The following is a 21,698-nucleotide window of genomic DNA, read 5'->3' as shown; positions in this document are numbered from 1 at the left end:
CTGCGGTTCGGTGTCGCCCGGACGAAGCACGGCCCCCATCACGGGTGAACCCTGGCCCAGAAGGCCGCGATATCACTCATAGTAAGCACATGAGTACGCAGCGTGGCTAGAGGGTTTGCGGTCTCAATTCGAAAGAGATGTCGCCTCACTCAGGAAATCGCTGGTCACGGCGGTGCCCATGGCCTGAGCGGCCAGCGCTCGCAGCGGCTCTCCAGAGAGCCTGCGCACCGTCCATTCGTCCATCGCCTCCGCGCCGAGCGCGGCGTAGAAGCCGATCGCGGGCTCGTTCCAGTCGAGCACCGACCATTCGAAACGGGCATAGCCCCGCTCCACGCAGATCCGCGCCAGCTCGGCGAGCAGCGCCTTGCCATGGCCGCCCCCGCGGGCCCGCGGGGTGACGTACAGGTCTTCCAGATACACGCCATGGGTGCCTGTCCAGGTGGAGAAGTTACGGAACCACAGGGCGAACCCCACCGGACCGCCGGGCTCCCCGGCACCACCGGCCTCCTCGGCGATCAGCGCGAACACCGCGGGATGCGCCCCGAAGAGCGCCTCGCGCAGCTGCTCCTCGGTGGCCTTCGCCTCCTGCGGAGCCCGCTCGTAGTCCGCCAGCTCGCGGATCATCGCATGGATCGCCGGAACGTCGGACGGCTTCGCTGATCGGATCATGTGGTGAAGGCTAGCGGGCCACACCGACAAACGCGGCAGTCGATCTCCGACATTGCGCGGAAAACGCCAAGACCAGGGCGTTCGCGGAGCCGGGACTCACCACACGCCGGCCTCTCACTACACGATGAGCTGATCCACAAAGCACCAGCGCCAGTCCTCGCCCTCCTCGAAGCTGCGCATCACCGGATGGCCGGTCTCCTCGAAGTGGCGGGTGGTGTGCTGGTACGGCGAGGAGTCGCAGCAGCCCACATGGCCGCACACCAGACACTTCCGCAGCTGGACGGGGTGGCTGCCGACCGCCAGGCATTCGGGACAGGTGTCGGACCGCGGCTCCGGTTCGGGACGCGGCAGTGCGGGAACATGCGGGCACTCGTTCATGATTGCCAGACTAAAACGCCGCGTGAGCGGAGCACACGGACGACCGTCGGGACCGACGGAGACAGGGCCGGACGATGGACGTATTGCCGTTGTTGATGCTGGTCGCGGGCAGCGCGGTGGTCGCGGGCGCGGCGCGCCGGACCCCGGTGCCCGCGCCGCTGCTGCTGGTCGCGGTCGGGCTCGTCGTCTCGTACGTGCCGGGGGTGCCGGACTACACCCTGGACCCGCATATCGTGCTGCCCCTGGTGCTGCCGCCGCTGCTGCACAGCGCCGCGCTGGACAGCTCGTACCTCGACCTGCGCGCCAATCTGCGGCCGATCGCGCTGCTCTCCGTCGGGTATGTGCTCTTCGCGACGGTCGCGGTCGGCGTGGTCGCCCATCTGCTGATCCCGCAGCTTCCGCTGACCGCCGCCCTCGTACTGGGCGCGGTGGTCGCGCCGCCGGACGCCGTGGCCGCCACCGCCATCGCCCGCCGGATCGGGCTGCCCTCCCGGCTCACCACGCTCCTCCAGGGCGAGTCCCTGTTCAACGACGCGACCGCGATCACCGCCTATCGGGTGGCGGTGGCCGCGGCGGTGGGGGAGGGCGTCAGCTGGGCCGAGGGCCTGCGGGAGTTCGCCTTCGCGGCCATCGGCGGTGTCGTGGTCGGTCTGATCCTGATGGTGCCGCTGCACTGGCTGCGCACCCGGCTGCGGGACGCCCTGCTCCAGAACACCCTCTCGCTGCTCATCCCCTTCGTCGCCTACGCCGTCGCCGAGCAGTTCCAGGCGTCGGGTGTGCTGGCCGTCGTGGTGGTCGGGCTCTACCTCGGACACCACTCCTGGCAGGTCGACTTCGCCACCCGGCTCCAGGAGGCGGCGGTCTGGCGCATGATCGACTTCGTTCTGGAGTCGGCGGTGTTCGCGCTGATCGGGCTGCAACTGCGGGTCGTGGTGGGGGGCCTGGGGGAGTACGGGGCGGGCGAGGCCGCCTGGTACGCGGCCCTCGTCTTCCTGGCCGTGGTGGCCGCCCGCTACGTCTGGGTCTTCCCGTCGACGTTCGTGCCGCGCATGCTCTTCCCCGGGATCCGCGAGCGCGAGCCCGGCACCAACTGGACCGCGCCGGTCGTCGTCGGCTGGGCCGGGATGCGCGGGGTGGTCTCGCTGGCCATCGCCTTCTCGATCCCGGAGACCGTGCACGGCGGTGCCCCCTTCCCGGCCCGCAATCTGGTCCTCTTCCTGACCTTCACCACCGTCATCGGCACCCTGGTGGTCCACGGGCTCACGCTGCCGTCCCTGATCCGGCTGCTCGGGCTGCCGGGCCGCGACCCCCACGCCGAGACCCTCGCCGAGGCCCAGGCGCAGAACACGGCGTCGCTGGCGGCCGAGCGCCGTCTGGCGGAGCTGCTCGCCGATGAGCGCAACGCCCTGCCGTCGCCGCTCGCCGACCGGCTGCGCACGGTGCTGGAACAGCGCCGCAACGCCGTGTGGGAGCGGCTGGGCGCGGTCAACGAGGTGACCGGCGAATCGGCGGACGACACCTATCGGCGGCTGGCCCGGGAGATGATCGAGGCCGAGCGGGCGGTGTTCGTGGACCTGCGGGACGCCCGGCGGATCGACGAGGAGATGCTGCGGTCGCTGCTGCGGCGGCTGGACCTGGAGGAGGCGGCGCTCTACCGGGAGGGGGCCGCGGAGGAAGGGGCCTGAGCCCCTGGCCCCTCCGCGCCCGCCCTTACGTGCTACGCGCTTCCCCAAGGGCGCTCTGGGCGCCCCGGAGGGTCCTACTTGAGCTGCTCGCGGATCCGGTCGCGCATCCAGTCCATGGTGAAGCCGCGCGGATCCACCTTGCCCGGCTGCCATTCGAGGTGGCCGATCACCGAGCGCTCGGTCCAGCCGTGATGGCGGCACACGGCCGCCGCGGCCCGAGCGATCGCGTCCAGCTGGGCCTCGGGCCACGGGTCCTCGCCGTCGCCCAGGTTCTCGCATTCGAAGCCGTAGAAGGCGCGGTTCCCGTCGGTGTTCGCCTCGTTGTCCGGTGGGAGGGCCTTCTCGGCGATCACCGCCCGCAGGACGTCGTCGTCGCCCAGCCCGGCGTGGTTGGCGCGGCCGTAGCCGACCAGATGGACGCCGCCGTCCTTGGCGATCACGCCGTGGCACAGCGGGCCGGGCAGCCCCTCGAAGCCGTCCCGGCAGATCTCCACGGTCTCCGCGGTGCCGGAGGTGACGGTGTGGTGGATCATCACCCCGTGCACCGGGCCCCACGGCCCCTTGTGGTTCCGGTTGTGGTGCCGCCAGTCGCCGACCTGCGTCACCTGTAAGCCCTCGTTCGTCAGCGCCGCCAGGAAGTCCCCCGCGGACATGGGTGTGGCCATGCCCCGCCTCCGTTCTGGTCGTACGGCGGGCCCCGGTCGTGGCCCGTCTCGTTCACCCGCTTGCTTACCCGCCGCACACCCATAAACACATGGGGTGATGAATGGTGGGGGGCGCGTTATCGTGCGGACCGGTTCATCCGTACGACCTCGCAACAGGAGACGCACCGCACCATGGACTACCAGGCAGTGCTGGAGGAGGTCGCGGCCCATGTGAGGCCGCAGATCGGCCGGGGTCGGGTGGCCCAGTACATCCCGGCGCTCGCCTCGGTGGACGCGGACCGCTTCGGGATCGCCCTCGCCGACGTCGACGGCCGGGTCACCGGGCTCGGCGATTGGGAGCGGCCCTTCTCGATGCAGTCCATCTCCAAGGTGTTCAGCCTCGCGCTCGTCCTCGCCGACGACGGCGAGAAGCTGTGGCGGCGGGTCGGCCGGGAGCCCTCGGGCAACCCCTTCAACTCCCTGGTGCAGCTGGAGTACGAGCACGGCATCCCGCGCAATCCGTTCATCAACGCCGGGGCGCTCGTCGTCACCGACCGGCTGCACACCCTTACCGGCGACGCCAGCACCACCATGCTGGACTTCCTGCGCGCCGAGAGCGGCAATCCGGACCTCGCCTTCGACCAGGAGGTCGCCGCCTCCGAGACCGCCCATGGCGACCGTAATGCCGCCCTCGCCCACTTCATGGCCGCATACGGCAACCTCGACAACCCCGTGCCGACCGTCCTGGAGCACTACTTCTGGCAGTGCTCGATCGAGATGAGCTGCCGCGATCTCGCCCTGGCCGGCGGCTTCCTCGCCCGCCACGGGCTGCGCGCGGACGGCTCGCGGCTGCTGTCGCGCAGCGAGGCCAAGCGGGTCAACGCGGTCATGCTCACCTGCGGTACGTACGACGCGGCGGGCGACTTCGCCTACCGCGTCGGGCTGCCCGGCAAGAGCGGGGTCGGCGGCGGCATCGTCGCGGTGGTGCCCGGCCGCTGCACGCTGTGCGTCTGGAGCCCGGGGCTGGACGCCCGTGGCAACTCGGTGGCTGGGGTGGCGGCCCTGGACCACTTCACCACGCTGACCGGGTGGTCCGTCTTCTAGGGTGGTCCGGCGGATCGTGCCGCCTGCGGCGGGCTGCTTCCTTCCCTGCCCCTTCCCCGCAGCGTCGATATGCGGCTCCGCCGCGTGGGGGCCTCCGCCACAGACCCCTGGGCCCGGGCTCTGCGTTGTTCCCCTCCCCGCCCCTTCCCGAAACTGGGGCTCTGCCCCAGACCCCGAGCCGGGGCTTCGCCCCAGACCCCGAGCCGGGGCTTCGCCCTAGACCCCGAGCCGGGGCTTCGCCACAGACCCCGAGCCGGGGCTTCGCCGCAGACCCTGGGCCGGGTTTCTGCCCCAGCGCCCGGGGCGGGGCTTCGCCCCAGACCCCCTGGGGGGCCAGACCCCCGGACCGGGGCTTCGCCTCAGACCCGGGGCGGGGTTCTGCCCCAGACCCCGAGCCGGGGCTTCGCCACAGCGCCCGGGCGGGGGTTCCGCCCCAGACCCCCTGGGCCGGGGTTCCGTCCCAGCGCCCGGACGGGGTTCTGCCCCAGGCCCCGGGCCGGGGTTCCGCCCCAGCGCCCGCCGGGGCTTCGCCCCAGACCCCGGACCGGAGCATCCGCGCCTTCCCAAGGCATCGGTATGCGGCTCCGCCGCGTGGCGGGGCTTCGCCCAGGGCTCGGGGGTCCAGGGGCGGAGCCCATGGTTACGGGAAGGGGCGGGGAGGGGAAAGACCCGTGTCCGCGGAGGTGGCGCGTGGCCTGGCGTGGCGGGAGCATGGAGGGTAGTGGTGGTGAGCAGGAGGTGTACCGCCATGCAGCACGAGATGCGCGCCGAATACGAGGAGGGCAGCTCCGGGCGGGTCGCGGGCGCGCCGGTCAAGATCTGGCACATGGTCCGCGGGAACGGAACGACCGCGATGTGCGGGCGGGAGCTGGACCCGGACGCCGAGACCCAGGCCGCCGATCTGTGGGCCACGGGTGACGCGGGGCCCTTCTGCCACTCCTGCGGCGCGATGTATCTGCGCGAGGTCCCTTGAGCGCCTCGAGCGAGTACCGGGAGCGGAGGGCGCTGATCGGCCACGGCGCCGTGGTGTGGACCCGTACGGCCGGCACCGGGCCGCAGCGGGTGCTCCCCGACGGCTGCACGGATCTGATCTGGAGCGAGGCGGGACCGGGGCCGGACGGCGAGCTGCTGGTCGCCGGGCCGGACACCCGCGCGCACCTCGCCCCCGGCCCGCCGGGCACCCGCGCCGTGGGGCTGCGCTTCGCCCCCGGTACCGGCCCCGCCGTGCTGGGCGTACCGGCGCATGAGCTCCGTGATCTGCGGGTGCCCCTGGCCGCGCTCTGGCCGGGCGCGGAGGTCCGGCGGCTGGCCGAGCGGATCGCCACCGGGCGGACGGCCGCGGGACGCCTTCTGGAGGAGGCGGCGTCCGGACGGCTGCGGACGGCGGAACCACCCGATCCGGTGCTCGCCGCGATCGTCGCGGGGGTCTCGCACGGGACCGGAGTGGCCGGGATCGCCGCCGCCGTGGGCCTGGGGGAGCGGCAGCTGCACCGCCGCTCCCTCGCCGCGTTCGGCTACGGCCCCAAGACGCTGGGCCGGGTGCTCCGGCTGAACCGGGCCCTGGACCTGGCGCGCACCGGCCTCCCCTTCGCCGAGGTCGCGGCCACGACGGGCTACGCCGACCAGGCCCATCTCGCCCGCGACGTCAGGGCACTGACGGGCGTCCCCCTGGGACGTCTGCTGCGGGGGTCAGGCGGGTAGCGGGGCGAAGAGGTCGATGCCGTTGTCGTCGGGGTCGAGGACCGTGGCGTAGCGCTGGCCCCAGGGCGCGTCCCACGGCTCCAGCTTGCCGCGCACCCCCGCCCCCACGAGGTCCTGGTAGGTCTTGTCCACGTCGGCCGGGCTGTCGCAGGCGAAGGCCAGCCCCACCTGGTGGGAGCCGCTCGGCGGCGTCCACTCCGGGTCGAAGGAGCGCACCGTCGCGACGGTGTCCCACATCAGCCGGGCCCCGCCGGGCAGGGCGGCCTCGACGTGGGGCTGGGTGTCGGCGTCGGCGGGGATGCCGATGCCGAGGCGGCGGTAGAAGGCCAGGGAGGCGGCCATGTCGGCGACGACCAGGCCGATGGCGTCGAATCGTGCTGTCATACGGGCAGCGTAGGGAGCGCGCGGGCGGGCGGTCTTGAACGAATCGGACGTCCCCGTCGAGGGCGGCCCGGGATGGCCGGGGAAGCCTCACGGGCAGTGGATGACCTGGCCCGCGTACGACAGATTGCCGCCGAAGCCGAAGAGCAGCACCGGGGCCCCGGAGGGCACCTCCCCGCGCTCGACCAGCTTGGAGAGGGCGAGCGGAATGCTGGCCGCCGAGGTGTTGCCGGACTCCACCACATCGCGGGCGATCACCGCGTTGACCGCGCCCAGCTTGCGCGCGACCGGCTCGATGATCCGCAGATTGGCCTGGTGCAGTACGACACCGGCCAGGTCCTCCGGGGAGATCCCGGCCCGTTCGCACACCTCCCGCGCGATCGGCGGCAGATGGGTGGTGGCCCAGCGGTAGACCGTCTGGCCCTCCTGCGCGAACCGGGGCGGTGTGCCCTCGATACGGACCGCGCCGGCCATCTCCGGGACCGAACCCCACACCACCGGGCCGACGCCCGGCCGCTCGGCGGCCACCACCACGGCCGCGCCGGCGCCGTCGCCGGTCAGCACGCAGGTGGAGCGGTCGGTCCAGTCGGTGGCCGCGCTGAACTTCTCCGCGCCGATCACCAGGGCCGCGGTGGCCGCCCCGGCCCGGATGGTGTGGTCGGCGGTGGCGAGGGCGTGGGTGAAGCCCGCGCACACCACATTGAGGTCCATGGTGGCGGGGCGGGCCAGCCCGAGCCGGGCGGCGACCCGGGCCGCCATATTGGGGCTGCGGTCGATCGCCGTACAGGTGGCGACGAGCACGAGGTCGATGTCGGAGGGGGTGAGCCCGCTGTGGGCCAGCGCCTTGGCGGCGGCGGCCGCGGCCATCTCGTCGACCGTCTCGTCGGCGCGGGCGAGATGCCGGGTGCGGACGCCCACCCGGCTGCGGATCCACTCGTCGCTGGTGTCGACCATGGCCGCGAGGTCGTCGTTGCCGAGCACCTTCGCGGGCTGGTAGTGGCCGAGCGCCAGTACGTGCGAGCCGGTCATCGGTCATCCCCTTCGCCCAGTGTCGACGTATCCGCGCAATTTTGCGGAGATCTCGACGGACAGTCTGCGGTGTGTCCAGTCTTGAGGGGAGCAGACGTGCCGTGCGCTCGGGTTACTCACCAATCTTGGGCGCCAAGATCTGGAGTTCCCGGCCTTCCCTCGGTGGGTGCCGAGGGTCGTGGCGGAAGGGGATGGCCTCTGACCGTGGCTCAGGGCAGCCGGCTCAGGAGAGTTGGCTCAGGAGAGTTGGCCGTCGTAGTCCGGGAGCTTGAAGGACTTCTCGGCGTGGCCACCGGTGAGGTCGGTGGGGCTGTTGCCGATGTTGGCGATGATCGTGTAGCCGTTCTTCTCGATCTCCGCCCGCTTGGCGGTCTTGTACTCCGCGACGGAACGGAAGAGGTCCGGCAGATGGCGTACGTACAGACCGGCCACCGAGTAGCCGGCCTTCTCCAGGTTGTACTCGGTCGGCAGGTAGATGATGCCGGGGCGCGCGGTGACGAAGAAGATGGCCACACCGCGGTCGTGGGCGTACTGGGCGAGCTTCAGCACCGGCTCGACGGCGGGCTGGGGGTAGCTGAAGCCGAAGTCCGTCTCGAGCGAGGTGTTGTCGATGTCCAGGACGAGGGCCTGCTTCTCGCCCGAGGGGTCGGCGGTGCGCTCCTCGATGTACGGGCGGGCCTGCTCGTCGATGATGGCGCGAACATCACGCTGCCAGGTCTCGTAGTCGACCTCCTCGGCGGCGGTGGCGCTCGACGGCCCCGCCGTGGCCGCCGTGACCGCCGCGGCCGCCGTGGTGCCGGTGAGGCCGGTCGTGCCGGTGGCGCCGGTGGTGCCGGGCGTGGCCGCGGTCGCCGTGGTGGCCGTTCCGCCGACGCCGATGGCGAGGGCGACGACCACCGTCGTCATGCCGAGCCGCCGTGATCGCACGCGTCCTGCTGTCATCGGTCACTTCCTTCGCGTCGAGGCGATTGCCGGGTGGCATGTTCACGCCTGACGGTGGACATGAGAAGACCTCTGCTTTACCGGCGAGTAACGGTTCGCGACCGAGGGGCCTCAATAGGCCAATGACACGTGCCGGGACGTTCGTTGACTGGTCAGCCGGTAGATGGGTATGTCATCTACTGAAGGGCCGGCCTGGACCCCGGCGATGACCGGCGTGGCCGCGGGCTCCGGTGTCGCGCGCCTCCACCAGGTCAAGGAGGCTTGCATGTTCGATGATCGGCCCGCCTTCGGCGTCCGAGTCCACGCACTCGGCGGTGTCACCGTCGCCGAGGTCGCGGGAGAGCTGGACATCTTCGCCGCGGGGCGGATCGTGGCTCGACTCGATTCCCTCGTTCAGGCGCGGTGCCCGGATCTGATCCTGGACCTACGACCGGTCACATTCCTGGACTGCGCCGGATTGTCGTTACTGTGCCGATTGCGCAATCGCGTGCTGGAGCGGGACGGGCGGCTGCGGCTCGTCATCAGCGATCCGCGCTTTCTGCGACTGCTGCGCATGGTCCGGCTGGACGACGCCTTCGAGGTACTGGAAGATCTGACTCCGGCGATCGCGGGCACGGCGGGTCCGGTGGCCGGAGGAGGCGGTGACGCCTTCGCATAGGCCGTATCTGACCAAGTGTCAATAGTAAGAACCGAAATTCACTCGGACGAGCGGTCTTTACCGGCGGAATGCTGCGTCCCTCCCTCTGTAACCGGGGGTCACCCCCTTACGCTCGCGGGACGTCGCCTGAGGACCCGGCGGATTTCGCACCCGATGCCCGACCCTGCCCGCTTCCGGGACCTGACGAAGGTGAGAGGGGGCAGTGTGCCGTTCCGAGGGGATATCGCGATGACGCAGCAAGGCGCTCCCCGTGATGCGCCGGTGCCGCTGGATCCGGGTGCCCAGAACGCTGTGCGGGAGCCCGCGAGCCTGGGGCCGGTCGACCGGACCTCCGACGGGGATCCCGCTGCCGCTCAGGACGGCGCCGGCGGGGATCCCGCTGCCGCTGAGGACGCGACCGCCGGGGACGCGACCGCCGGGGATGCCACCGTCGGGGACGCCGCCGTCGGGGACGCCGCCGTCGGGGACGCCGCCGCCCCTCGGGCCCGTACGCACCGGGTCGCCGGGTACACCGTCGTGGAGCTCCACGGTGAGATCGACATCGCCGGGGTGGGCAGCGTGGGACCGGCGCTGGACGCGGCCACGGCCGGGGACGCGCCCGCGGTGATCGTGGACTTACGCCCGACCGCCTTCTTCGACTGCTCGGGCCTGGGGCTGCTGTGCCGGGCCCATCGGCGTGTGCGGGAGCGGGGCGGGCGGATGCGGCTGGTCTGCGACGACGCCTTGATCCTCCGCACCCTGCGGGCGGGGAGGATGCTGGATGTGCTGCATCCTGTGGCCACGCTGGACGAGGCGCTGCGCGAGGAGGAGGGCTAGGGGGCGACGGGGCGTGTCGCCTGCGGCGGGCTGTTCCCCTCCCCGCCCCTTCCCGAAACTGGGGCTTCGCCCCAGACCCCCGGACCGGGGCTTCGCCCCGGGCCCCGGGCGGGGGCTCTGTCCCCGGGCTCCGGGTCGGGGCTTCGCCCCGGGCTCCGGGTGGGGGCTCTGCCCCCGGGCCCCGGGTGGGGGCTTCGCCCCGGGCCCCGGGTGGGGGCTCTGCCCCCGGGCCCCGGGTGGGGGCTCTGCCCCCGGGCCCCGGGTGGGGGCTCTGCCCCCGGGCCCCGGGTGGGGGCTCTGCCCCCGGGCCCCGGGTGGGGGCTCTGCCCCAAGCTCCGGGCGGGGGCTCTGTCCCTGGGCTCCGGGTCGGGGCTTCGCTTCAGGCTCCGGGTGGGGGTTCTGTCCCCGGGCCTCGGGTCGGAGTTCTGCCCCGGGCTCCGGGTGGGGGCTCTGTCCCAGGCTCCGGGTCGGGGCTTCGCTCCGGGCCTCGGGTGGGGACTCTGTCCCAGGCTCCGGGTCGGGGCTTCGCTCCGGGCCTCGGGCGGGGATTCTGTCCCAGGCTCCGGGTGGGGGCTCTGCCCCAGGCTCCGGATGGGGGCTCTGCCTCAGGCCCAGGGCGGGGCTTCGCCTCAGGCGCCGGGGCGGGGCTTCGTTCCTTCCTGTGGCATCGATATGCGGCTCCGCCCCGGGCCTCGGGGTCCAGGGGCGGAGCCCCTGGTTAACGGGAAGGGGCGGGGAGGGGAAAGCATCGCTCGCCATGCGGCTCCGCCGCGTGGTCTCCGGATACCCCGCAGAGCGCACTCCCGCGTGGCGGGTGGCGGCCGCGCTGGGCGGCCGCCCGTGGCGGGGTAGCGGCTGGGCGTAGCGGGGTAGCGGCCGGGCCTGGCGGGTAGCGCTCCCGCGTGGCGGGGTGGCGGTCGGCTCAGAGCCGGCGGTCCTGGGGCGGGGGAGGCGTCACCCGATGGCCCCGGTGCTGCCGCCCGCGGCTCCAGGCGCGATGGCGGGGCCGCCCGCCGCCCGGGAGGGTCTCGTGGCTCTCGGGGGACATGCGGTTGCCGTTCTGGACGTTGGTCCGGTGGATCAGCAGGGCGCCCACGGCGATCAGCGCGAGGATGACGACCACGGTGATCAGAGTCTCCATGGTGCTCACTCCCTGCGGCCGGGGCCCACAGCTGGAGGGAATCCGGCCGGTTCGTGCGAAATGCTCCTGGTGTCTATACGGTACCTCCGGCCGGAGACGGCGTCGCTTCCCGTGCCGACCGGGGCCGAACGGCCCCGGCGTCCGCACCCGCCGATACCGCGTCCGCACCCGCGATACCGCGTCCGCACACGCCGAGCGCCCGCACCCGGCGTCGGGAACCGGGTGCGGGCGGTCAGGCCCTGATCCAGCGGATCAGTGGGTTCTGTCGGCTCAGTGGCTCTTGGCCAGCTGCTTCTCGAGCTTGGCCAGGCCATTGGCCCAGAGCTGGTTGACGCGGCTGATCTCGGCCTGGTTCGGCTGCGAGTTGGTGCAGGACGTGCCGGGGCCGCCACCGGACATCAGCTCGCTGCACGGACCCGAGTAGTGGTCCGGAAGGCCCAGCACATGGCCGGTCTCGTGGGCCGTGACCCGGGTCGAGTCGTACTGCTGGTTCTGGGCGTAGTCCAGGAAGACATAGCCGCTGCCGTGCCCGTCGGTGCTCGCGTACGAGCCCCGGGGGTCATTGCCCTCGCGGTAGGTGAAGTCCGCGTTGCCGCCCTCCTGGAGCTTCACGTTGCTCACCGCGGAGTTCCAGATCTGGGTGGAGCGGGCTATCTGCGTGCGGAAGGTCGGGGCTGAGCTCGCGTTGTAGGTCACGGTGACGGCCGCCGTCGCGCTGCGCGACTTCGCCCGCTTCTCCAGCGCCGACTTCATGACGGCCTTGATGAAGGCGTCGGTGTCGGCCCGCTCCTCGCCGCTCGCCGTGTAGGCGGCGGCCGCGGCACCGCGCTGGGCCGTGGAGTGGTCGGGCGTGGCCGCGGACGCGGGCATGGCGGACAGGGACACCGCCAGGCCGAGGCCGATGGTCGCGGACAGCGCCAGCTTGGGGAGTGACATAGTGGGGGGCTCCTCATCGTCCTCGGGCCCCGGTCGCCGTGTGGGGTGGCGGCCGGGGCCGTGGGATGAACTCTTGGCTGACGCAGAGTCTTGAGGAGAACCGGCCGTACGCGGAGATATCAAGTGGTGATAGGACGAGGGCATATCCCCCGCCGGGCGCTCAGCGCCCTTTCTACGACGGTGGTTTGACGTCCCGTTGACCGGTGTTTGACCACCGATTGATCGAATCAGATACGGGTTGGTGGGATTTCAGAGTCTGGTGTGACCGACAAGTGCGCAGTTATGCTCCCGCCGTGGAGCTCGAGGTGAGGCACCTCCGTGCACTGTGCGCCATAGCCGACACCGGCAGCCTACGGAAGGCGGCGCGTCAACTGGGCATGACCCAGCCGTCCTTGACGACCCAGCTCCGGCGCATCGAGAACACCATCGGCGGCCGGCTGTTCTCGCGGGAGGTCACCGGCAGCCGGCCGACCCCGCTGGGGCGGTCCGTGCTGTGCCGCGCCCGGCCGATCGTGGCCCAAATGAACGCCCTCGTCAGCGAGGTACGGCTGGAGGCGGGGCAGACCGCCGACGCCCGGCTGCGCATCGGCAGCACGGGCAGCCGGGCCGTGGTCGGCTGGCTGCGCAGGCTCCGCGCCCGCTACCCGGACGCGGACACCACCATCCACATCGACGTCTCCGCCAACGCGCTGCTCCAGATGGTCGCCGCCAACCAGTTGGACGTCGCCTTCGTCCACGAGGTCGAGGGCGCGCCGCTGCGGGTGCCCGAGGGCGTGGAGCGCCGGGTGCTCGTGGAGCGGGAGCCGCAGTTCGTGGCGCTGGCCGAAACCCATCCGGCCGCCGCGCGGCCCGTGGTGCGGCTCGCCGAACTCGCCGCCGACCAGTGGATGGTGGACCCCAGCGTGGACGGCGAGGGGCCCGGGCTGCGCCGGGTGCTGGCCGCCGCGGGGCTCAACCCGAGGGTGGTCTACGGGGACTATCTGACCGCCGCCGACCTGGTCGCCTCGGGCGAGGTGGTCACCCCCTGCCAGCCCACCGCGCGGTCCCGCCAGGGAGTGGCCGTCCGCCCGCTGCACGGGGATCCGCTGACGGTCCGGCTGTTCCTGGCCTCACGGGCGCTCCCGGCGGCCCGTACCGGCGCCGATGGGTCCGCCCCGGACGCGGCGGTCCGTTCCGGTGCCACCGAACCCGCCCCGGACGCGGCGGTCCGTACCGGCGCCGACGGATCCGTCCCGGACGCGGCGGCCGGTGCGCCCCTCGACGTGGACGCCCTCTTCGGTGACCTGGCGGACGCGTACTTCGAGATCGCCTGGGCGAGCGCCGCGTACCGCCAGTGGCTGGTCCGCAACGAGAGTCCACTGCTGCGCTTCCAGGAGTCCCCGACCCGCGAGGAGCTCGACATCCTGGGGCTCGCCGGGCCCGCCGAGGTCTCGTAGCCCCGAAGGGGTGGTGAGCGATGACTTTCGCTCCGCCGGGCGGTCCAAGCACACGGGAGCCACCGGACCGCCACGCCATGCGAGGAGCGAGCAGATGATCACCGAGCACGAACCGCAGACCGCGCTGGACACCCGTTTCAGCAGTCCGGACGCCACCGCCACCGCCTGGCCGGAGGGGCGTGAGCGGCTGGCGGCCGCGGAGCTCTACTGGCTGTCCACCGTCCGCCGGGACGGCCGCCCCCACGTCACCCCGCTCATCGCCGTCTGGCTCGACGGCGCGCTCTGCTTCTGCACCGGTCCCACCGAGCAGAAGGCCCGGAACCTCGCGCACCAGCCGCGCTGCGTCCTCACCACGGGCGCGGGCGTGCTGCGCGAGGGGCTTGACCTGGTGGTCGAGGGCACGGCCGAGCCGGTGCGGGACGACGCCACGCTGCGGCGGATCGCCGCGGCGTACGTGGAGAAGTACGGCGAGGAGTGGACCTTCCAGGTGCGCGACGGCGCCTTCCACCACGAGAGCCATGAGGCCCTGGTCTTCCGGGTCGCCCCGGCCACGGCGTTCGGCTTCCGCAAGGGCGAGTACGGCCAGACGCGCTGGCGCTTCTGACGTCCACGGACGACCCCGGGCCGTTCGGTCCCGTCAGTCCAGGTCGAGCAGCCCGCCGGGCAGCCCCACCGGAAGGGTCTGCTCCGACCAGATCGTCTTGCCCTCGGCGGTCTGGCGGCTTCCCCAGCGCTGGCTGAGCCGCGCGACCAGCAGCAGCCCGCGGCCGCCCTCGTCGAAGGTGCGGGCGCGGCGCATGTGCGGGGCGGTGCTGGAGGAGTCGGTGACCTCGCAGATCAGCGAGTGGTCATGGATCAGCCGCAGCTGGATGGGCGGGGCGGCGTGGCGGATGGCGTTGGTGACCAGCTCGCTGACGACCAGCTCGGTGGTGAAGACGGCCTCGTCGAGCCCCCATTCGGTCAGCCGCTCCGTCACGTCCCGGCGGGACCGGGCCACCCACGCCGGGTCGGCGGGCACGTCCCAGGTGGCCACGTGCGCCGCGTCCAGGGTGCGGGTGCGGGCGAGCAGCAGCGCGACGTCGTCCGGCACGCCCTCGCCGGGGAGGAGCGTGCGCAGCACGGCGTCGCAGGTGCCGCTCAGGGAGCCGCAGGGGTGGGCCAGCGCGTCGGCCAGCAGCAGACGCCCCTCGTCCACGTCGCGGTCCCATTCGCCCATCAGCCCGTTGGTGTAGAGGGCGAGCACGGCGTCCTCGGGCAGCTCGGTCTCCATCGCCTCGAAGGGCAGCCCGCCGACCCCGAGCGGCGGTCCGGGCGGCACCGGCAGGAACTCCACGGAGCCGTCCGGCCTGGCCAGCGCCGGGGCGGGGTGCCCGGCCGCGGCCACCGAGCAGCGGTGCGAGACCGGGTCGTAGACCGCGTACAGACAGGTGGCCCCCACGTCCCCGGTGGCCTCCTCGGCCCCGGTCTCCGCGGCCAGATGGATCACCAGGTCGTCGAGGTGGGTGAGCAGCTCGTCCGGCGGCAGATCGACGTCGGCGAGGGTACGGACCGCCGTCCGCAGCCGGCCCATGGTGGCCGACGCCTGGATGCCGTGGCCGACCACATCGCCCACCACCAGCGCGACCCGCGCCCCGGAGAGCGGGATGACGTCGAACCAGTCCCCGCCCGCCCCCGCGTACGGGCCCGCGGGCAGATAGCGGGAGGCGACCTCGACGGCCGGCGGCTGGGGGAGGGTCCGCGGCAGCAGGCTGCGCTGCAGGGCCAGCGCGGTGTCGCGCTCCCGGGTGAAGCGGCGGGCGTTGTCCACGCAGACGGCGGCCCGGGTGGTGATCTCCTCCGCCAGCACCACATCGTCCTGGGTGAACGCCTCGGGGGTGCGGTGGCGGGCGAACACGGCCACCCCGAGCGTCGTCCCCCGCGCCCGGATCGGCACCGACATGATCGAGTGGACGCCGAACCGCCGGATCGCCTGGGCGCGCTCGGGCTTCAGCGCGCCCCACTCGGCGATCGAGGGGTCGGTGGACGCGTGGATGATGGGCCGCCCCGCCACCAGGCATTCGGCCATCGGCGAGACCTTCGGGTAGGTGTCCACCTTCCCCACCGGCACCACGGACTCGGGGCATCCCTCGTAAAGGGACTGCCGGGCGGCGCGGCGCAGCACGACCGGGTCGGCGAGCGGCCCGGACGGCAGCTCCTCCTCCTGGGTCAGCCGGTCCAGCAGGTCGATGCTGGTGTAGTCGGCCAGCCGCGGTACGCAGACATCGGCGAGCTCCTGTGCGGTGTGGTCGATGTCGAGGGTGGAGCCGATCCGTTCGCTGGCCGCGCTCAGCAGCAGCAGCCGCTGGCGGGCCAGGTACTGGTCGGTGATGTCGTGCGCCGCCATGCAGACCGCGTACACCCGGCCGTCCCTCGTCTGCAGCGGGGCGAACCGGGCCGACCATGCCTGCTCCTCGATCTCGCCGCTTCCGGTGCGCGGATACGTCTCCACCTCGTGCGGCTCGCCGGTGGTCAGCACATGGCGCATGGCCGCTTCGAGCTGTTCGCTCTGGAGCTTGCCCTTGATCTCCGACAGCCGCAGACCGCGGATCTCCGCTTCGGGGAGGCCGGTGACGCGGGCCATCTCGGCGTTCACCGTGCGCAGCCGCATGTCGGCGTCGTAGATCGCCATCGGGCAGGGCGACTGGGTGTAGGCCCATCGCATCAGCGCGTCGTTCCACGACTCGGGGGGCTGCTCCGCCCGGGGTGCCGCGGCCACCAGCAGCCAGTCGCCCTCCGGCCGTCTGCGGTGGGCCAGCAGCGGTACGGGCACCTCGTGGCCGTCCCGGTGGCGCAGCGCCACGGTCCCGTGCCACCGGGTCAGCCGGGTGCGGGCCTGCCGGGCCTCGGTGGCCGTCGCGCGGCCCGGATCGGCCAGCAGCTCGGCGGCGGGCCGCCCCACGACATCGGGGGACGGATGCCCGAGCAGTCGACGGGCGCCCTCGTTCCAGCTGGTCAGCGTCCCATCAGCGCTGACGGTGGCTCGTGCCGTATCCGTTTCGTCGAAGCCGCCCCGCTCCCGCGCGGAGCCGCTGTCGTGGCGCTTCATCCTCGCCATCCCTCCGGGGGCGGCACCGGGTCCGTCCACCAGGGCTCCCTTCCAGCCTGGTCCACTCCGGTCCGGGCATCAACCAGAGCCCGGAGCCCGGAGCGGACGCCTTGGGGAGCGCGTGGGTCAGACCACCGCGGGCCGCGCGGGCCGCAGATGCCGCCCGGCCCACTCGGCGAAGCTGGTGAGCGGGAGGCCGAGGGCGCGTGCGAACTCGGGGCGGGCTGGCTGGCTGACCGTGTTCGTCCACTCGTGCCCGAGGCCCCACTGCGGCATCCCGGCGGCGAGCGCCTCGTCCACGGTCATCGACGGGGCGGTCAGCTCGGCGCCCGTGACCTCGGAGAGGACCTCGGCGACCCGGGTCATGGTCATGTGGTCGCCCGCCAGCTCCAGCTCGACCTGGTGGAACCGCTCGGGCTCCGCGATGGCCGCGGCGGCCGCCGTGCCGATGTCGGCGACGGCGATGAGGGCGAGTTCGGTGCCGGGCTTGAGGATGGTGGCCAGGCCGCCCTCGGGGCCGTTCGGGAGCAGGGACAGGAAGTTCTCCATGAAGAAGGCGGGCTTGAGCAGCGTCCAGTGGCGGAAGCCCGCCTCGCGGACCCGGTCCTGGAGGCCGGTCTTGGTGGCGAAGTAGTTCTCCAGCGCCGCCCAGCGGCCCTCCGCCCAGCCGGGCGCGTTGTGGTGCTGCCCGGCGCCGGAGACGGAGGTGTGCACGAACTGCGCCACCCCCGCGTCCCGCGCGGCGTCGATCAGGTTGCGTCCCTGGACCCACTCGGAGTCGCCCTGGAGGTCGTTCATATCGGGCAGCTGGATCGAGAAGACGGCGCGCGTCCCCTCGGCGGCCCGCCGCACCGAGTCGAGGTCGAGGAGGTCGCCCTTGACCAGCTCGGCGCCGAGCGCCGCCACGGCCTGGGCCCGCTCGGTCGCGGGGTCGCGGACCAGGGCCCGCACGGGAACGCCCGCCGAGAGCAGGGCTCGGGCGGTGGCGCCGCCCTGCTGTCCGGTGGCACCGGTGACGAGGACGGGGGCGGAGGTCGGGGATTGCGAAGGCATGCTGCTCCTCGGGCAGAGGTGAATCGACTCATCGACAAGTCGACTGGGAAGACTAAACGGCGGGCCCCGCCACTTATGACTCGGTACGATACGGAGGCCCCCGCCACTTAGCAACCCGGAGGTGACGCCATGCCCGCCCAGCGCGCGGACGCCCGGCGCAACTACGCGCGCATCCTCGCCGTCGCCGAGGAGGAGGTCGCCGCGCACGGCGCCGACGCCTCCCTGGAACAGATCGCCCGCACCGCCGGAGTCGGCTCGGCCACCGTGCGCCGCCACTTCCCCACCCGGCGCGCCCTGCTGGAAGCGGTCTTCCGCGAGCGCATCGACACCCTGGCCACCCGCGCCCGCGAGCTCGCGGAGGCGGACGACGTACGGGCCGCACTGCTGGACTGGCTGGGCGCGCTCACCGTCTACTCGGCCACGGTCCAGGGCCTGGCCACCGCGCTGCTACGGGACGGGGAACTCGACCCGGAGCACGCGAACCCCTGTGTGAACACCCTCGCCGAGGCGGGCGAGCCCCTGCTGCGGCGGGCCGAGCGGGCCGGTGCGGTGGCCCCCGGCGTGACCCCGGTCGACCTGGTCACCCTGGTCGCCGGCATCGCCCTGGCCACCCAGCGCCACCCCGACCCGGCCGCCGAGGCGACCCGACTGCTGCACCTGACCGTGGCGGGCATCAGCCCGCGGGGGTGAGGGGGCTTCAACTTCGGCGCCAGCCAAGGATTTTTGCTACATGCAATGTGTGGTTTTGGTACCATTCGGGTTTGCTCGCGCTTTGCGCCGCGCGGTGCTCGGCGTTGCACCGCCACTCCGTGAGGGCGCCGGCGTCGCGGAAGTACCCGACGGTGCTGCCCAGCCCGCCAGGAGTCAGCCACGCAGTGAGCGGGGCATAGGCATCGACGGGCGCGCTGATGCGGCGCTAGGTACCGGTGGTCAACTGACTATGGCACCTGGTTTTTGGCTGCTCAGCTCCTTTGCGCAGCGCGGGGCCGACTATGCGCCGTTCGCCCAGTCATTCAAGGCGTAGGTCGTTTCGCGAATACAGGTATCAACCAACTCGCTCAGTTCTCCGAAGTCGTAGGAAGGGAAATACTGGGGTACTAGGCCAAAGATCGGCTGCTCCGGGTCTACCTTCGTAGTATCGGCTCCCTTCAGCAAGTTGTAGTGCATCAAGGTGTTCCGAAATTCTCGCACCGCTCCATCTGTGATGACACGCACGGCATCTTTATTCAGGATATTTTCTAGCACTGCGTTAGACGAGGGCGACAGTGGGTAACGTGCATCCTCCTTGAGGGTTTTGAGGCTCAACAGCACTTGATACAAGGTGATGTAGCGAATCTTGAACACCGTGTACTCAAGGTTACGAATATCAGCGCCAGCAGTGATGATCTTGTCGACGAAGTTCATCCTGACCTGAAAGTCGGTCAAGACGCCATTGATGGCCTGTGTGCTCAATCCGTTAAAAGCCTGCGTGTAGTATGTTGAAGCCCGCACATCTGTAGATCTCAAATGCGCCCCACACAGGTAGCGTACAAACGTCTCGCCTCCCTGGGTATCCATACGAGCGCCAAGCGCTCCGAAGCATCGACCCATCTGCTGCGTAATGCCGAGCATGTACGCGCCGTTATCGTCCTGGAAGAGCTTTTCTGCCTCAACTCCAAGGTGAAACGCAGCGGCATGTGAGGTCGTAACTAGCGCACCCTCGTACGTGAACAGCCCCAAATCCTTCTCCCACCTCCGGGCGAGCCAGAGCCAGGTATTCCCGAGGAAGTACTCAGAGTGCTTGCTCAAGATGTCATCTTCAAAAAACCGCAACTGTCCGTCAATGTGTCGCCGGGTGTCCTCGAAGAGCTTCAGGCTATGCCGCGCGCGAGCACACACTTCCTCAGCTTCTGCAGAGAACCCGTCAAACACTGACGGATCGATTGCCTGGGGCTTCCTCTTCGCCTCATGAAGCACCAGAGCAAGGTATGGAGCCATGCACAGGGGTATGATCGACGATAGACTCGCGGCGTTCACTGCCCGAAAGTCGCGGAACAATCGGCCCATGTAGTCAACATCGCTCGCCACACCGGCCTTGATGACGTCGCTGTTCACGGACACTACCAGCCTCCTTACCTCGTGCCACTTTCATTGTCGGCGCCGAGGGATGCGTATTCCCGCCGAGGAGAACACCCTCGTAGTTGCTTGCTACTTCCAGTCCTTCAGTGTTACCTGGGGCCCACCGGTGAGGTAGCAGTGCAACGCGCTGGCAGTGGTGTCCACGAATGCCTTGGGGACGGCGGTAGCGTCCACCCAGCGGACCTGGGCGTGCTTGCGGGGTTCGCGGTTTTCGGGTTCGCCGGGCTCGCTCTTGCCGACCGGCAGGTCCCACATGCCCTGGGCGAACTTGGCGTTCTGGCTGCGCTGGAGGAGGACGACGCGGTTGTTGGCCTTGTCGTGGACGATGACGGCGGCGACCAGCAGGGTCATGGATTCGGGGGCGGGCGGCAGGGCTTCGGGCTGGTCGTCGGACTGAGGCTGAGCCACGATAACGTTCCTTCCTCGACCCATTGGTGGACAGCTTCGGCCTAATGATCAGCGGTACGTTCGATTTCGATGGCCAGAGCGCCAAGGGCTTCCTTCTCGGGTGGGTAGATGGCGCGGATGTTGGCCAGTTGCTCGTCGCGGGTGGAGGTCGGGTTGACGTTGGCCGGGCCCTCGCCGTCGAGCAGGGCCTCGAAGCTCGGGTACTCGGTGACCCGCTTGACCTTGACCTCGCAGGTCTCGTCGGTGCCCTTGATGCGGAAGCGGATGGTGTCGCCGGGGGCGAGGTCGGCGAGGTGCGGGTATTTCACCCGCACCTCGATGGTCTTGGTGCCCGCGGCCACGAGGTCGAAGTACTGGGGGTAGAGGTTGAGCTCGCGGACGCGGGCGGTGGTGTCGGTCATGGGGCGGGGACGCTCCTGGTGGCTGGTGTGGTGATCACGCGGCCGATCTCGGCGGCTGAGTACGACCGGAAGAAGTGGCGCGGGTCCGACAGCAAGGTATCGGCCAGGGACAGCAGTTGCTCGGCATACTCCGTGGTGGTGCCGGGCCATTTCCGGGTGTCGAGCATCCAGTCGGCGGTGCCGTCAGGCGCGGTGGTGCCGCCTTCGCGGATGACGGATTTGGACAGCTTGGCGCCGGTGTCGGTGACGACTTGGGGGCAGAAGAGACGGGCCGGCAGTTGGGAGCGGCTGAGGCCGACGGCCTGGAGGGCCTCGTCGACCAGGTGGGAGCCGAAGACCCAGTCGCCGCCCTTGACCATGATGTACAGGGTGCCATGGGGGCTGGACAAGGCCAGTTCCTTGACCATGTTGCGGTACAGAGTGGCCAGGTCCAGGTAGGCGCCTCCGGCCGGGGAGACGGTGGCCCGGTAGGGGCCGTGGTGGAGGCAGACGGCCGCCACGTGGGCGGTCTCGCGGTCGGTGAGGTGGACGCGGGTGCGTTCGGCGTATTTCTCGGCCCAGCCGCAGCCGAGGTGCGGGCAGGGGACGCGCAGGTGTGGGGTGCCGGTGGAGGGGGCGAGCCACCAGCGGGCGGCGTCGAGGCGGGGCAGGAGGCGGAGCGAGGTACGGCGGAAGTGTTCATCGGCCTGCTGCTGGCTGTAGGTCTCGACTCGATGCGGGATTCCCAGATGCCGGGACAGCGCTGTGAACAGGGGCTGGTAGAGGGCGGTGATGAGGTCGGTCAGGGCCTCGTCGCCGAGCGCTTGGGCGTAGGCGCGCTGATAGCGGTGGCCGCTGACCGGGTCGGCGGCCAGCTCGTACGGAGCGTTGTCAAGGGCGCTGAACAGGACCTCGGCGGGGAGCCCGAAGCGGTCACGCAAGCGGGCGGCCATGGTGAAGGCCAGGGACTGGACGAGCGATGTGCCGATGTGTGGGGCGCCGTTGATCTGAGTGCCGACGACCATCGTGATCCGCTCGGGCGCCGCAGCCATGATGCGCGGGGCCAGGACATCTTCTGCGTGGTGGAGGGCGTTAGCGAGGACGGTGTTCGGTGATAAGGGACTGTATGTCACG

At 71.3% G+C, this 21,698-nt stretch carries 23 protein-coding genes; 9 read left to right on the top strand and 14 right to left on the bottom strand.

What is annotated here, in order from left to right; genetic code table 11:
• Positions 1-123 precede the first annotated feature (123 nt).
• Both ACZ6TD_RS17600 and ACZ6TD_RS17595 read right to left on the bottom strand, forming a co-directional pair.
• A complete protein-coding gene (locus tag ACZ6TD_RS17600; RefSeq protein ID WP_471355049.1) occupies positions 124-669 on the bottom strand; it encodes a GNAT family N-acetyltransferase in 546 nt (181 codons plus the stop codon).
• Positions 670-786: 117 nt separating this feature from the next.
• Positions 787-1,047, bottom strand: a complete 261-nt coding sequence (locus tag ACZ6TD_RS17595) for a UBP-type zinc finger domain-containing protein (RefSeq protein ID WP_471355047.1) — start codon at positions 1,045-1,047, stop codon at positions 787-789.
• Between the two features lie 74 nt (positions 1,048-1,121).
• Here ACZ6TD_RS17595 and ACZ6TD_RS17590 point away from each other — a divergent pair, with 74 nt between their 5' ends.
• Entirely contained in the window at positions 1,122-2,732 is a 1,611-nt protein-coding gene (locus ACZ6TD_RS17590; protein WP_471355045.1) for a Na+/H+ antiporter, read from the top strand.
• 74 nt (positions 2,733-2,806) lie between these two features.
• Here ACZ6TD_RS17590 and ACZ6TD_RS17585 read toward each other — a convergent pair whose 3' ends face one another.
• Positions 2,807-3,397 carry an N-acetylmuramoyl-L-alanine amidase gene (locus tag ACZ6TD_RS17585; protein ID WP_471355043.1) on the bottom strand — a complete coding sequence of 197 codons (591 nt, stop codon included), beginning with the start codon at positions 3,395-3,397 and terminating at the stop codon, positions 2,807-2,809.
• Positions 3,398-3,568: 171 nt separating this feature from the next.
• Here ACZ6TD_RS17585 and ACZ6TD_RS17580 point away from each other — a divergent pair, with 171 nt between their 5' ends.
• From ACZ6TD_RS17580 to ACZ6TD_RS17570, 3 genes are all read left to right on the top strand, one after another.
• A complete protein-coding gene (locus tag ACZ6TD_RS17580) occupies positions 3,569-4,480 on the top strand; it encodes a glutaminase (RefSeq protein WP_471355041.1) in 912 nt (303 codons plus the stop codon).
• 748 nt (positions 4,481-5,228) lie between these two features.
• Positions 5,229-5,453 (top strand): hypothetical protein, encoded by a 225-nt coding sequence (locus ACZ6TD_RS17575; RefSeq protein ID WP_020868512.1) that lies wholly within the window; start codon positions 5,229-5,231, stop codon positions 5,451-5,453.
• A complete protein-coding gene (locus ACZ6TD_RS17570) occupies positions 5,450-6,181 on the top strand; it encodes a helix-turn-helix domain-containing protein (protein WP_471355039.1) in 732 nt (243 codons plus the stop codon). Before ACZ6TD_RS17575 ends, ACZ6TD_RS17570 begins: the two co-directional genes overlap by 4 nt.
• On the opposite strand, the gene ACZ6TD_RS17565 is transcribed toward ACZ6TD_RS17570, so the two are convergent.
• The 3 genes from ACZ6TD_RS17565 to ACZ6TD_RS17555 all read right to left on the bottom strand — a co-directional run bounded on the left by ACZ6TD_RS17565 (position 6,170) and on the right by ACZ6TD_RS17555 (position 8,533).
• A complete protein-coding gene (locus tag ACZ6TD_RS17565; RefSeq protein ID WP_471355037.1) occupies positions 6,170-6,565 on the bottom strand; it encodes a VOC family protein in 396 nt (131 codons plus the stop codon). The two genes, ACZ6TD_RS17570 and ACZ6TD_RS17565, sit on opposite strands and share 12 nt — an antisense overlap.
• Before the next feature lie 87 nt (positions 6,566-6,652).
• A complete protein-coding gene (locus ACZ6TD_RS17560; RefSeq protein ID WP_471355035.1) occupies positions 6,653-7,591 on the bottom strand; it encodes a beta-ketoacyl-ACP synthase III in 939 nt (312 codons plus the stop codon).
• Positions 7,592-7,828: 237 nt separating this feature from the next.
• On the bottom strand, positions 7,829-8,533 hold the full coding sequence (locus ACZ6TD_RS17555; protein ID WP_471355033.1) for an HAD family acid phosphatase: 705 nt from the start codon (positions 8,531-8,533) through the stop codon (positions 7,829-7,831).
• A gap of 265 nt (positions 8,534-8,798) precedes the next feature.
• On the opposite strand from ACZ6TD_RS17555, the gene ACZ6TD_RS17550 reads away from it, so the two are divergent.
• Positions 8,799-9,191, top strand: a complete 393-nt coding sequence (locus ACZ6TD_RS17550; protein WP_471355031.1) for an STAS domain-containing protein — start codon at positions 8,799-8,801, stop codon at positions 9,189-9,191.
• 228 nt (positions 9,192-9,419) lie between these two features.
• Positions 9,420-10,007 carry an STAS domain-containing protein gene (locus tag ACZ6TD_RS17545; protein WP_471355029.1) on the top strand — a complete coding sequence of 196 codons (588 nt, stop codon included), beginning with the start codon at positions 9,420-9,422 and terminating at the stop codon, positions 10,005-10,007.
• 922 nt (positions 10,008-10,929) lie between these two features.
• Here ACZ6TD_RS17545 and ACZ6TD_RS17540 read toward each other — a convergent pair.
• Both ACZ6TD_RS17540 and snpA read right to left on the bottom strand, forming a co-directional pair.
• Positions 10,930-11,148, bottom strand: a complete 219-nt coding sequence (locus tag ACZ6TD_RS17540) for a hypothetical protein (RefSeq protein WP_471355027.1) — start codon at positions 11,146-11,148, stop codon at positions 10,930-10,932.
• A 270-nt stretch (positions 11,149-11,418) separates the two neighbouring features.
• Positions 11,419-12,084, bottom strand: a complete 666-nt coding sequence (gene snpA, locus ACZ6TD_RS17535; RefSeq protein ID WP_471355025.1) for a snapalysin — start codon at positions 12,082-12,084, stop codon at positions 11,419-11,421.
• 293 nt (positions 12,085-12,377) lie between these two features.
• Here snpA and ACZ6TD_RS17530 point away from each other — a divergent pair, with 293 nt between their 5' ends.
• Together ACZ6TD_RS17530 and ACZ6TD_RS17525 are read left to right on the top strand one after the other, a co-directional pair.
• On the top strand, positions 12,378-13,520 hold the full coding sequence (locus ACZ6TD_RS17530; RefSeq protein ID WP_471355023.1) for a LysR family transcriptional regulator: 1,143 nt from the start codon (positions 12,378-12,380) through the stop codon (positions 13,518-13,520).
• A 94-nt stretch (positions 13,521-13,614) separates the two neighbouring features.
• On the top strand, positions 13,615-14,124 hold the full coding sequence (locus ACZ6TD_RS17525) for a pyridoxamine 5'-phosphate oxidase family protein (protein ID WP_471355020.1): 510 nt from the start codon (positions 13,615-13,617) through the stop codon (positions 14,122-14,124).
• A gap of 33 nt (positions 14,125-14,157) precedes the next feature.
• Here ACZ6TD_RS17525 and ACZ6TD_RS17520 read toward each other — a convergent pair whose 3' ends face one another.
• Together ACZ6TD_RS17520 and ACZ6TD_RS17515 are read right to left on the bottom strand one after the other, a co-directional pair.
• Positions 14,158-16,605, bottom strand: a complete 2,448-nt coding sequence (locus tag ACZ6TD_RS17520) for a SpoIIE family protein phosphatase (RefSeq protein WP_471355018.1) — start codon at positions 16,603-16,605, stop codon at positions 14,158-14,160.
• 126 nt (positions 16,606-16,731) lie between these two features.
• The gene (locus ACZ6TD_RS17515) at positions 16,732-17,658 is read right to left on the bottom strand and encodes an NmrA family NAD(P)-binding protein (RefSeq protein WP_471355016.1); all 927 of its coding nucleotides are present in this window, start codon (positions 17,656-17,658) and stop codon (positions 16,732-16,734) included.
• A gap of 129 nt (positions 17,659-17,787) precedes the next feature.
• On the opposite strand from ACZ6TD_RS17515, the gene ACZ6TD_RS17510 reads away from it, so the two are divergent.
• The gene (locus tag ACZ6TD_RS17510) at positions 17,788-18,348 is read left to right on the top strand and encodes a TetR/AcrR family transcriptional regulator (protein ID WP_471355014.1); all 561 of its coding nucleotides are present in this window, start codon (positions 17,788-17,790) and stop codon (positions 18,346-18,348) included.
• Between the two features lie 300 nt (positions 18,349-18,648).
• Here the strand turns inward: ACZ6TD_RS17510 and ACZ6TD_RS17505 are convergent, their stop codons facing one another.
• The 4 genes from ACZ6TD_RS17505 to ACZ6TD_RS17490 all read right to left on the bottom strand — a co-directional run bounded on the left by ACZ6TD_RS17505 (position 18,649) and on the right by ACZ6TD_RS17490 (position 21,697).
• Complete coding sequence (locus tag ACZ6TD_RS17505) at positions 18,649-19,752, bottom strand: hypothetical protein (RefSeq protein ID WP_471355012.1); 1,104 nt, start codon at positions 19,750-19,752, stop codon at positions 18,649-18,651.
• A 93-nt stretch (positions 19,753-19,845) separates the two neighbouring features.
• Positions 19,846-20,184 carry an NUDIX hydrolase gene (locus ACZ6TD_RS17500; protein WP_471355010.1) on the bottom strand — a complete coding sequence of 113 codons (339 nt, stop codon included), beginning with the start codon at positions 20,182-20,184 and terminating at the stop codon, positions 19,846-19,848.
• A 41-nt stretch (positions 20,185-20,225) separates the two neighbouring features.
• Entirely contained in the window at positions 20,226-20,585 is a 360-nt protein-coding gene (locus tag ACZ6TD_RS17495) for an ASCH domain-containing protein (protein ID WP_471355008.1), read from the bottom strand.
• Positions 20,582-21,697, bottom strand: coding sequence for a hypothetical protein (locus ACZ6TD_RS17490; protein ID WP_471355006.1), 1,116 nt, complete (start codon positions 21,695-21,697; stop codon positions 20,582-20,584). The genes ACZ6TD_RS17495 and ACZ6TD_RS17490 overlap by 4 nt, the downstream gene beginning before the upstream one ends.
• Position 21,698: the final 1 nt, after the last annotated feature.

It is taken from the genome of Streptomyces yongxingensis (assembly GCF_055597465.1).
The sequence above is the reverse complement of the archived record's forward strand: the minus strand, read 5'-3'. Positions and strand labels throughout refer to the sequence as shown.

Excerpts from the sequence above, each read along its gene's own strand:
- ACZ6TD_RS17495 (WP_471355008.1), bottom strand. The coding sequence starts at position 20,585 with ATGACCGACACCACCGCCCGCGTCCGCGAGCTCAACCTCTACCCCCAG.
- ACZ6TD_RS17545 (WP_471355029.1), top strand. The coding sequence starts at position 9,420 with ATGACGCAGCAAGGCGCTCCCCGTGATGCGCCGGTGCCGCTGGATCCG.
- ACZ6TD_RS17595 (WP_471355047.1), bottom strand. The coding sequence starts at position 1,047 with ATGAACGAGTGCCCGCATGTTCCCGCACTGCCGCGTCCCGAACCGGAG.
- ACZ6TD_RS17515 (WP_471355016.1), bottom strand. The coding sequence starts at position 17,658 with ATGCCTTCGCAATCCCCGACCTCCGCCCCCGTCCTCGTCACCGGTGCC.
- ACZ6TD_RS17560 (WP_471355035.1), bottom strand. The coding sequence starts at position 7,591 with ATGACCGGCTCGCACGTACTGGCGCTCGGCCACTACCAGCCCGCGAAG.
- ACZ6TD_RS17520 (WP_471355018.1), bottom strand. The coding sequence starts at position 16,605 with ATGAAGCGCCACGACAGCGGCTCCGCGCGGGAGCGGGGCGGCTTCGAC.
- ACZ6TD_RS17525 (WP_471355020.1), top strand. The coding sequence starts at position 13,615 with ATGATCACCGAGCACGAACCGCAGACCGCGCTGGACACCCGTTTCAGC.
- ACZ6TD_RS17540 (WP_471355027.1), bottom strand. The coding sequence starts at position 11,148 with ATGGAGACTCTGATCACCGTGGTCGTCATCCTCGCGCTGATCGCCGTG.
- ACZ6TD_RS17510 (WP_471355014.1), top strand. The coding sequence starts at position 17,788 with ATGCCCGCCCAGCGCGCGGACGCCCGGCGCAACTACGCGCGCATCCTC.
- ACZ6TD_RS17575 (WP_020868512.1), top strand. The coding sequence starts at position 5,229 with ATGCAGCACGAGATGCGCGCCGAATACGAGGAGGGCAGCTCCGGGCGG.
- ACZ6TD_RS17580 (WP_471355041.1), top strand. The coding sequence starts at position 3,569 with ATGGACTACCAGGCAGTGCTGGAGGAGGTCGCGGCCCATGTGAGGCCG.
- snpA (WP_471355025.1), bottom strand. The coding sequence starts at position 12,084 with ATGTCACTCCCCAAGCTGGCGCTGTCCGCGACCATCGGCCTCGGCCTG.
- ACZ6TD_RS17550 (WP_471355031.1), top strand. The coding sequence starts at position 8,799 with ATGTTCGATGATCGGCCCGCCTTCGGCGTCCGAGTCCACGCACTCGGC.
- ACZ6TD_RS17555 (WP_471355033.1), bottom strand. The coding sequence starts at position 8,533 with ATGACAGCAGGACGCGTGCGATCACGGCGGCTCGGCATGACGACGGTG.
- ACZ6TD_RS17585 (WP_471355043.1), bottom strand. The coding sequence starts at position 3,397 with ATGGCCACACCCATGTCCGCGGGGGACTTCCTGGCGGCGCTGACGAAC.
- ACZ6TD_RS17600 (WP_471355049.1), bottom strand. The coding sequence starts at position 669 with ATGATCCGATCAGCGAAGCCGTCCGACGTTCCGGCGATCCATGCGATG.
- ACZ6TD_RS17590 (WP_471355045.1), top strand. The coding sequence starts at position 1,122 with ATGGACGTATTGCCGTTGTTGATGCTGGTCGCGGGCAGCGCGGTGGTC.
- ACZ6TD_RS17565 (WP_471355037.1), bottom strand. The coding sequence starts at position 6,565 with ATGACAGCACGATTCGACGCCATCGGCCTGGTCGTCGCCGACATGGCC.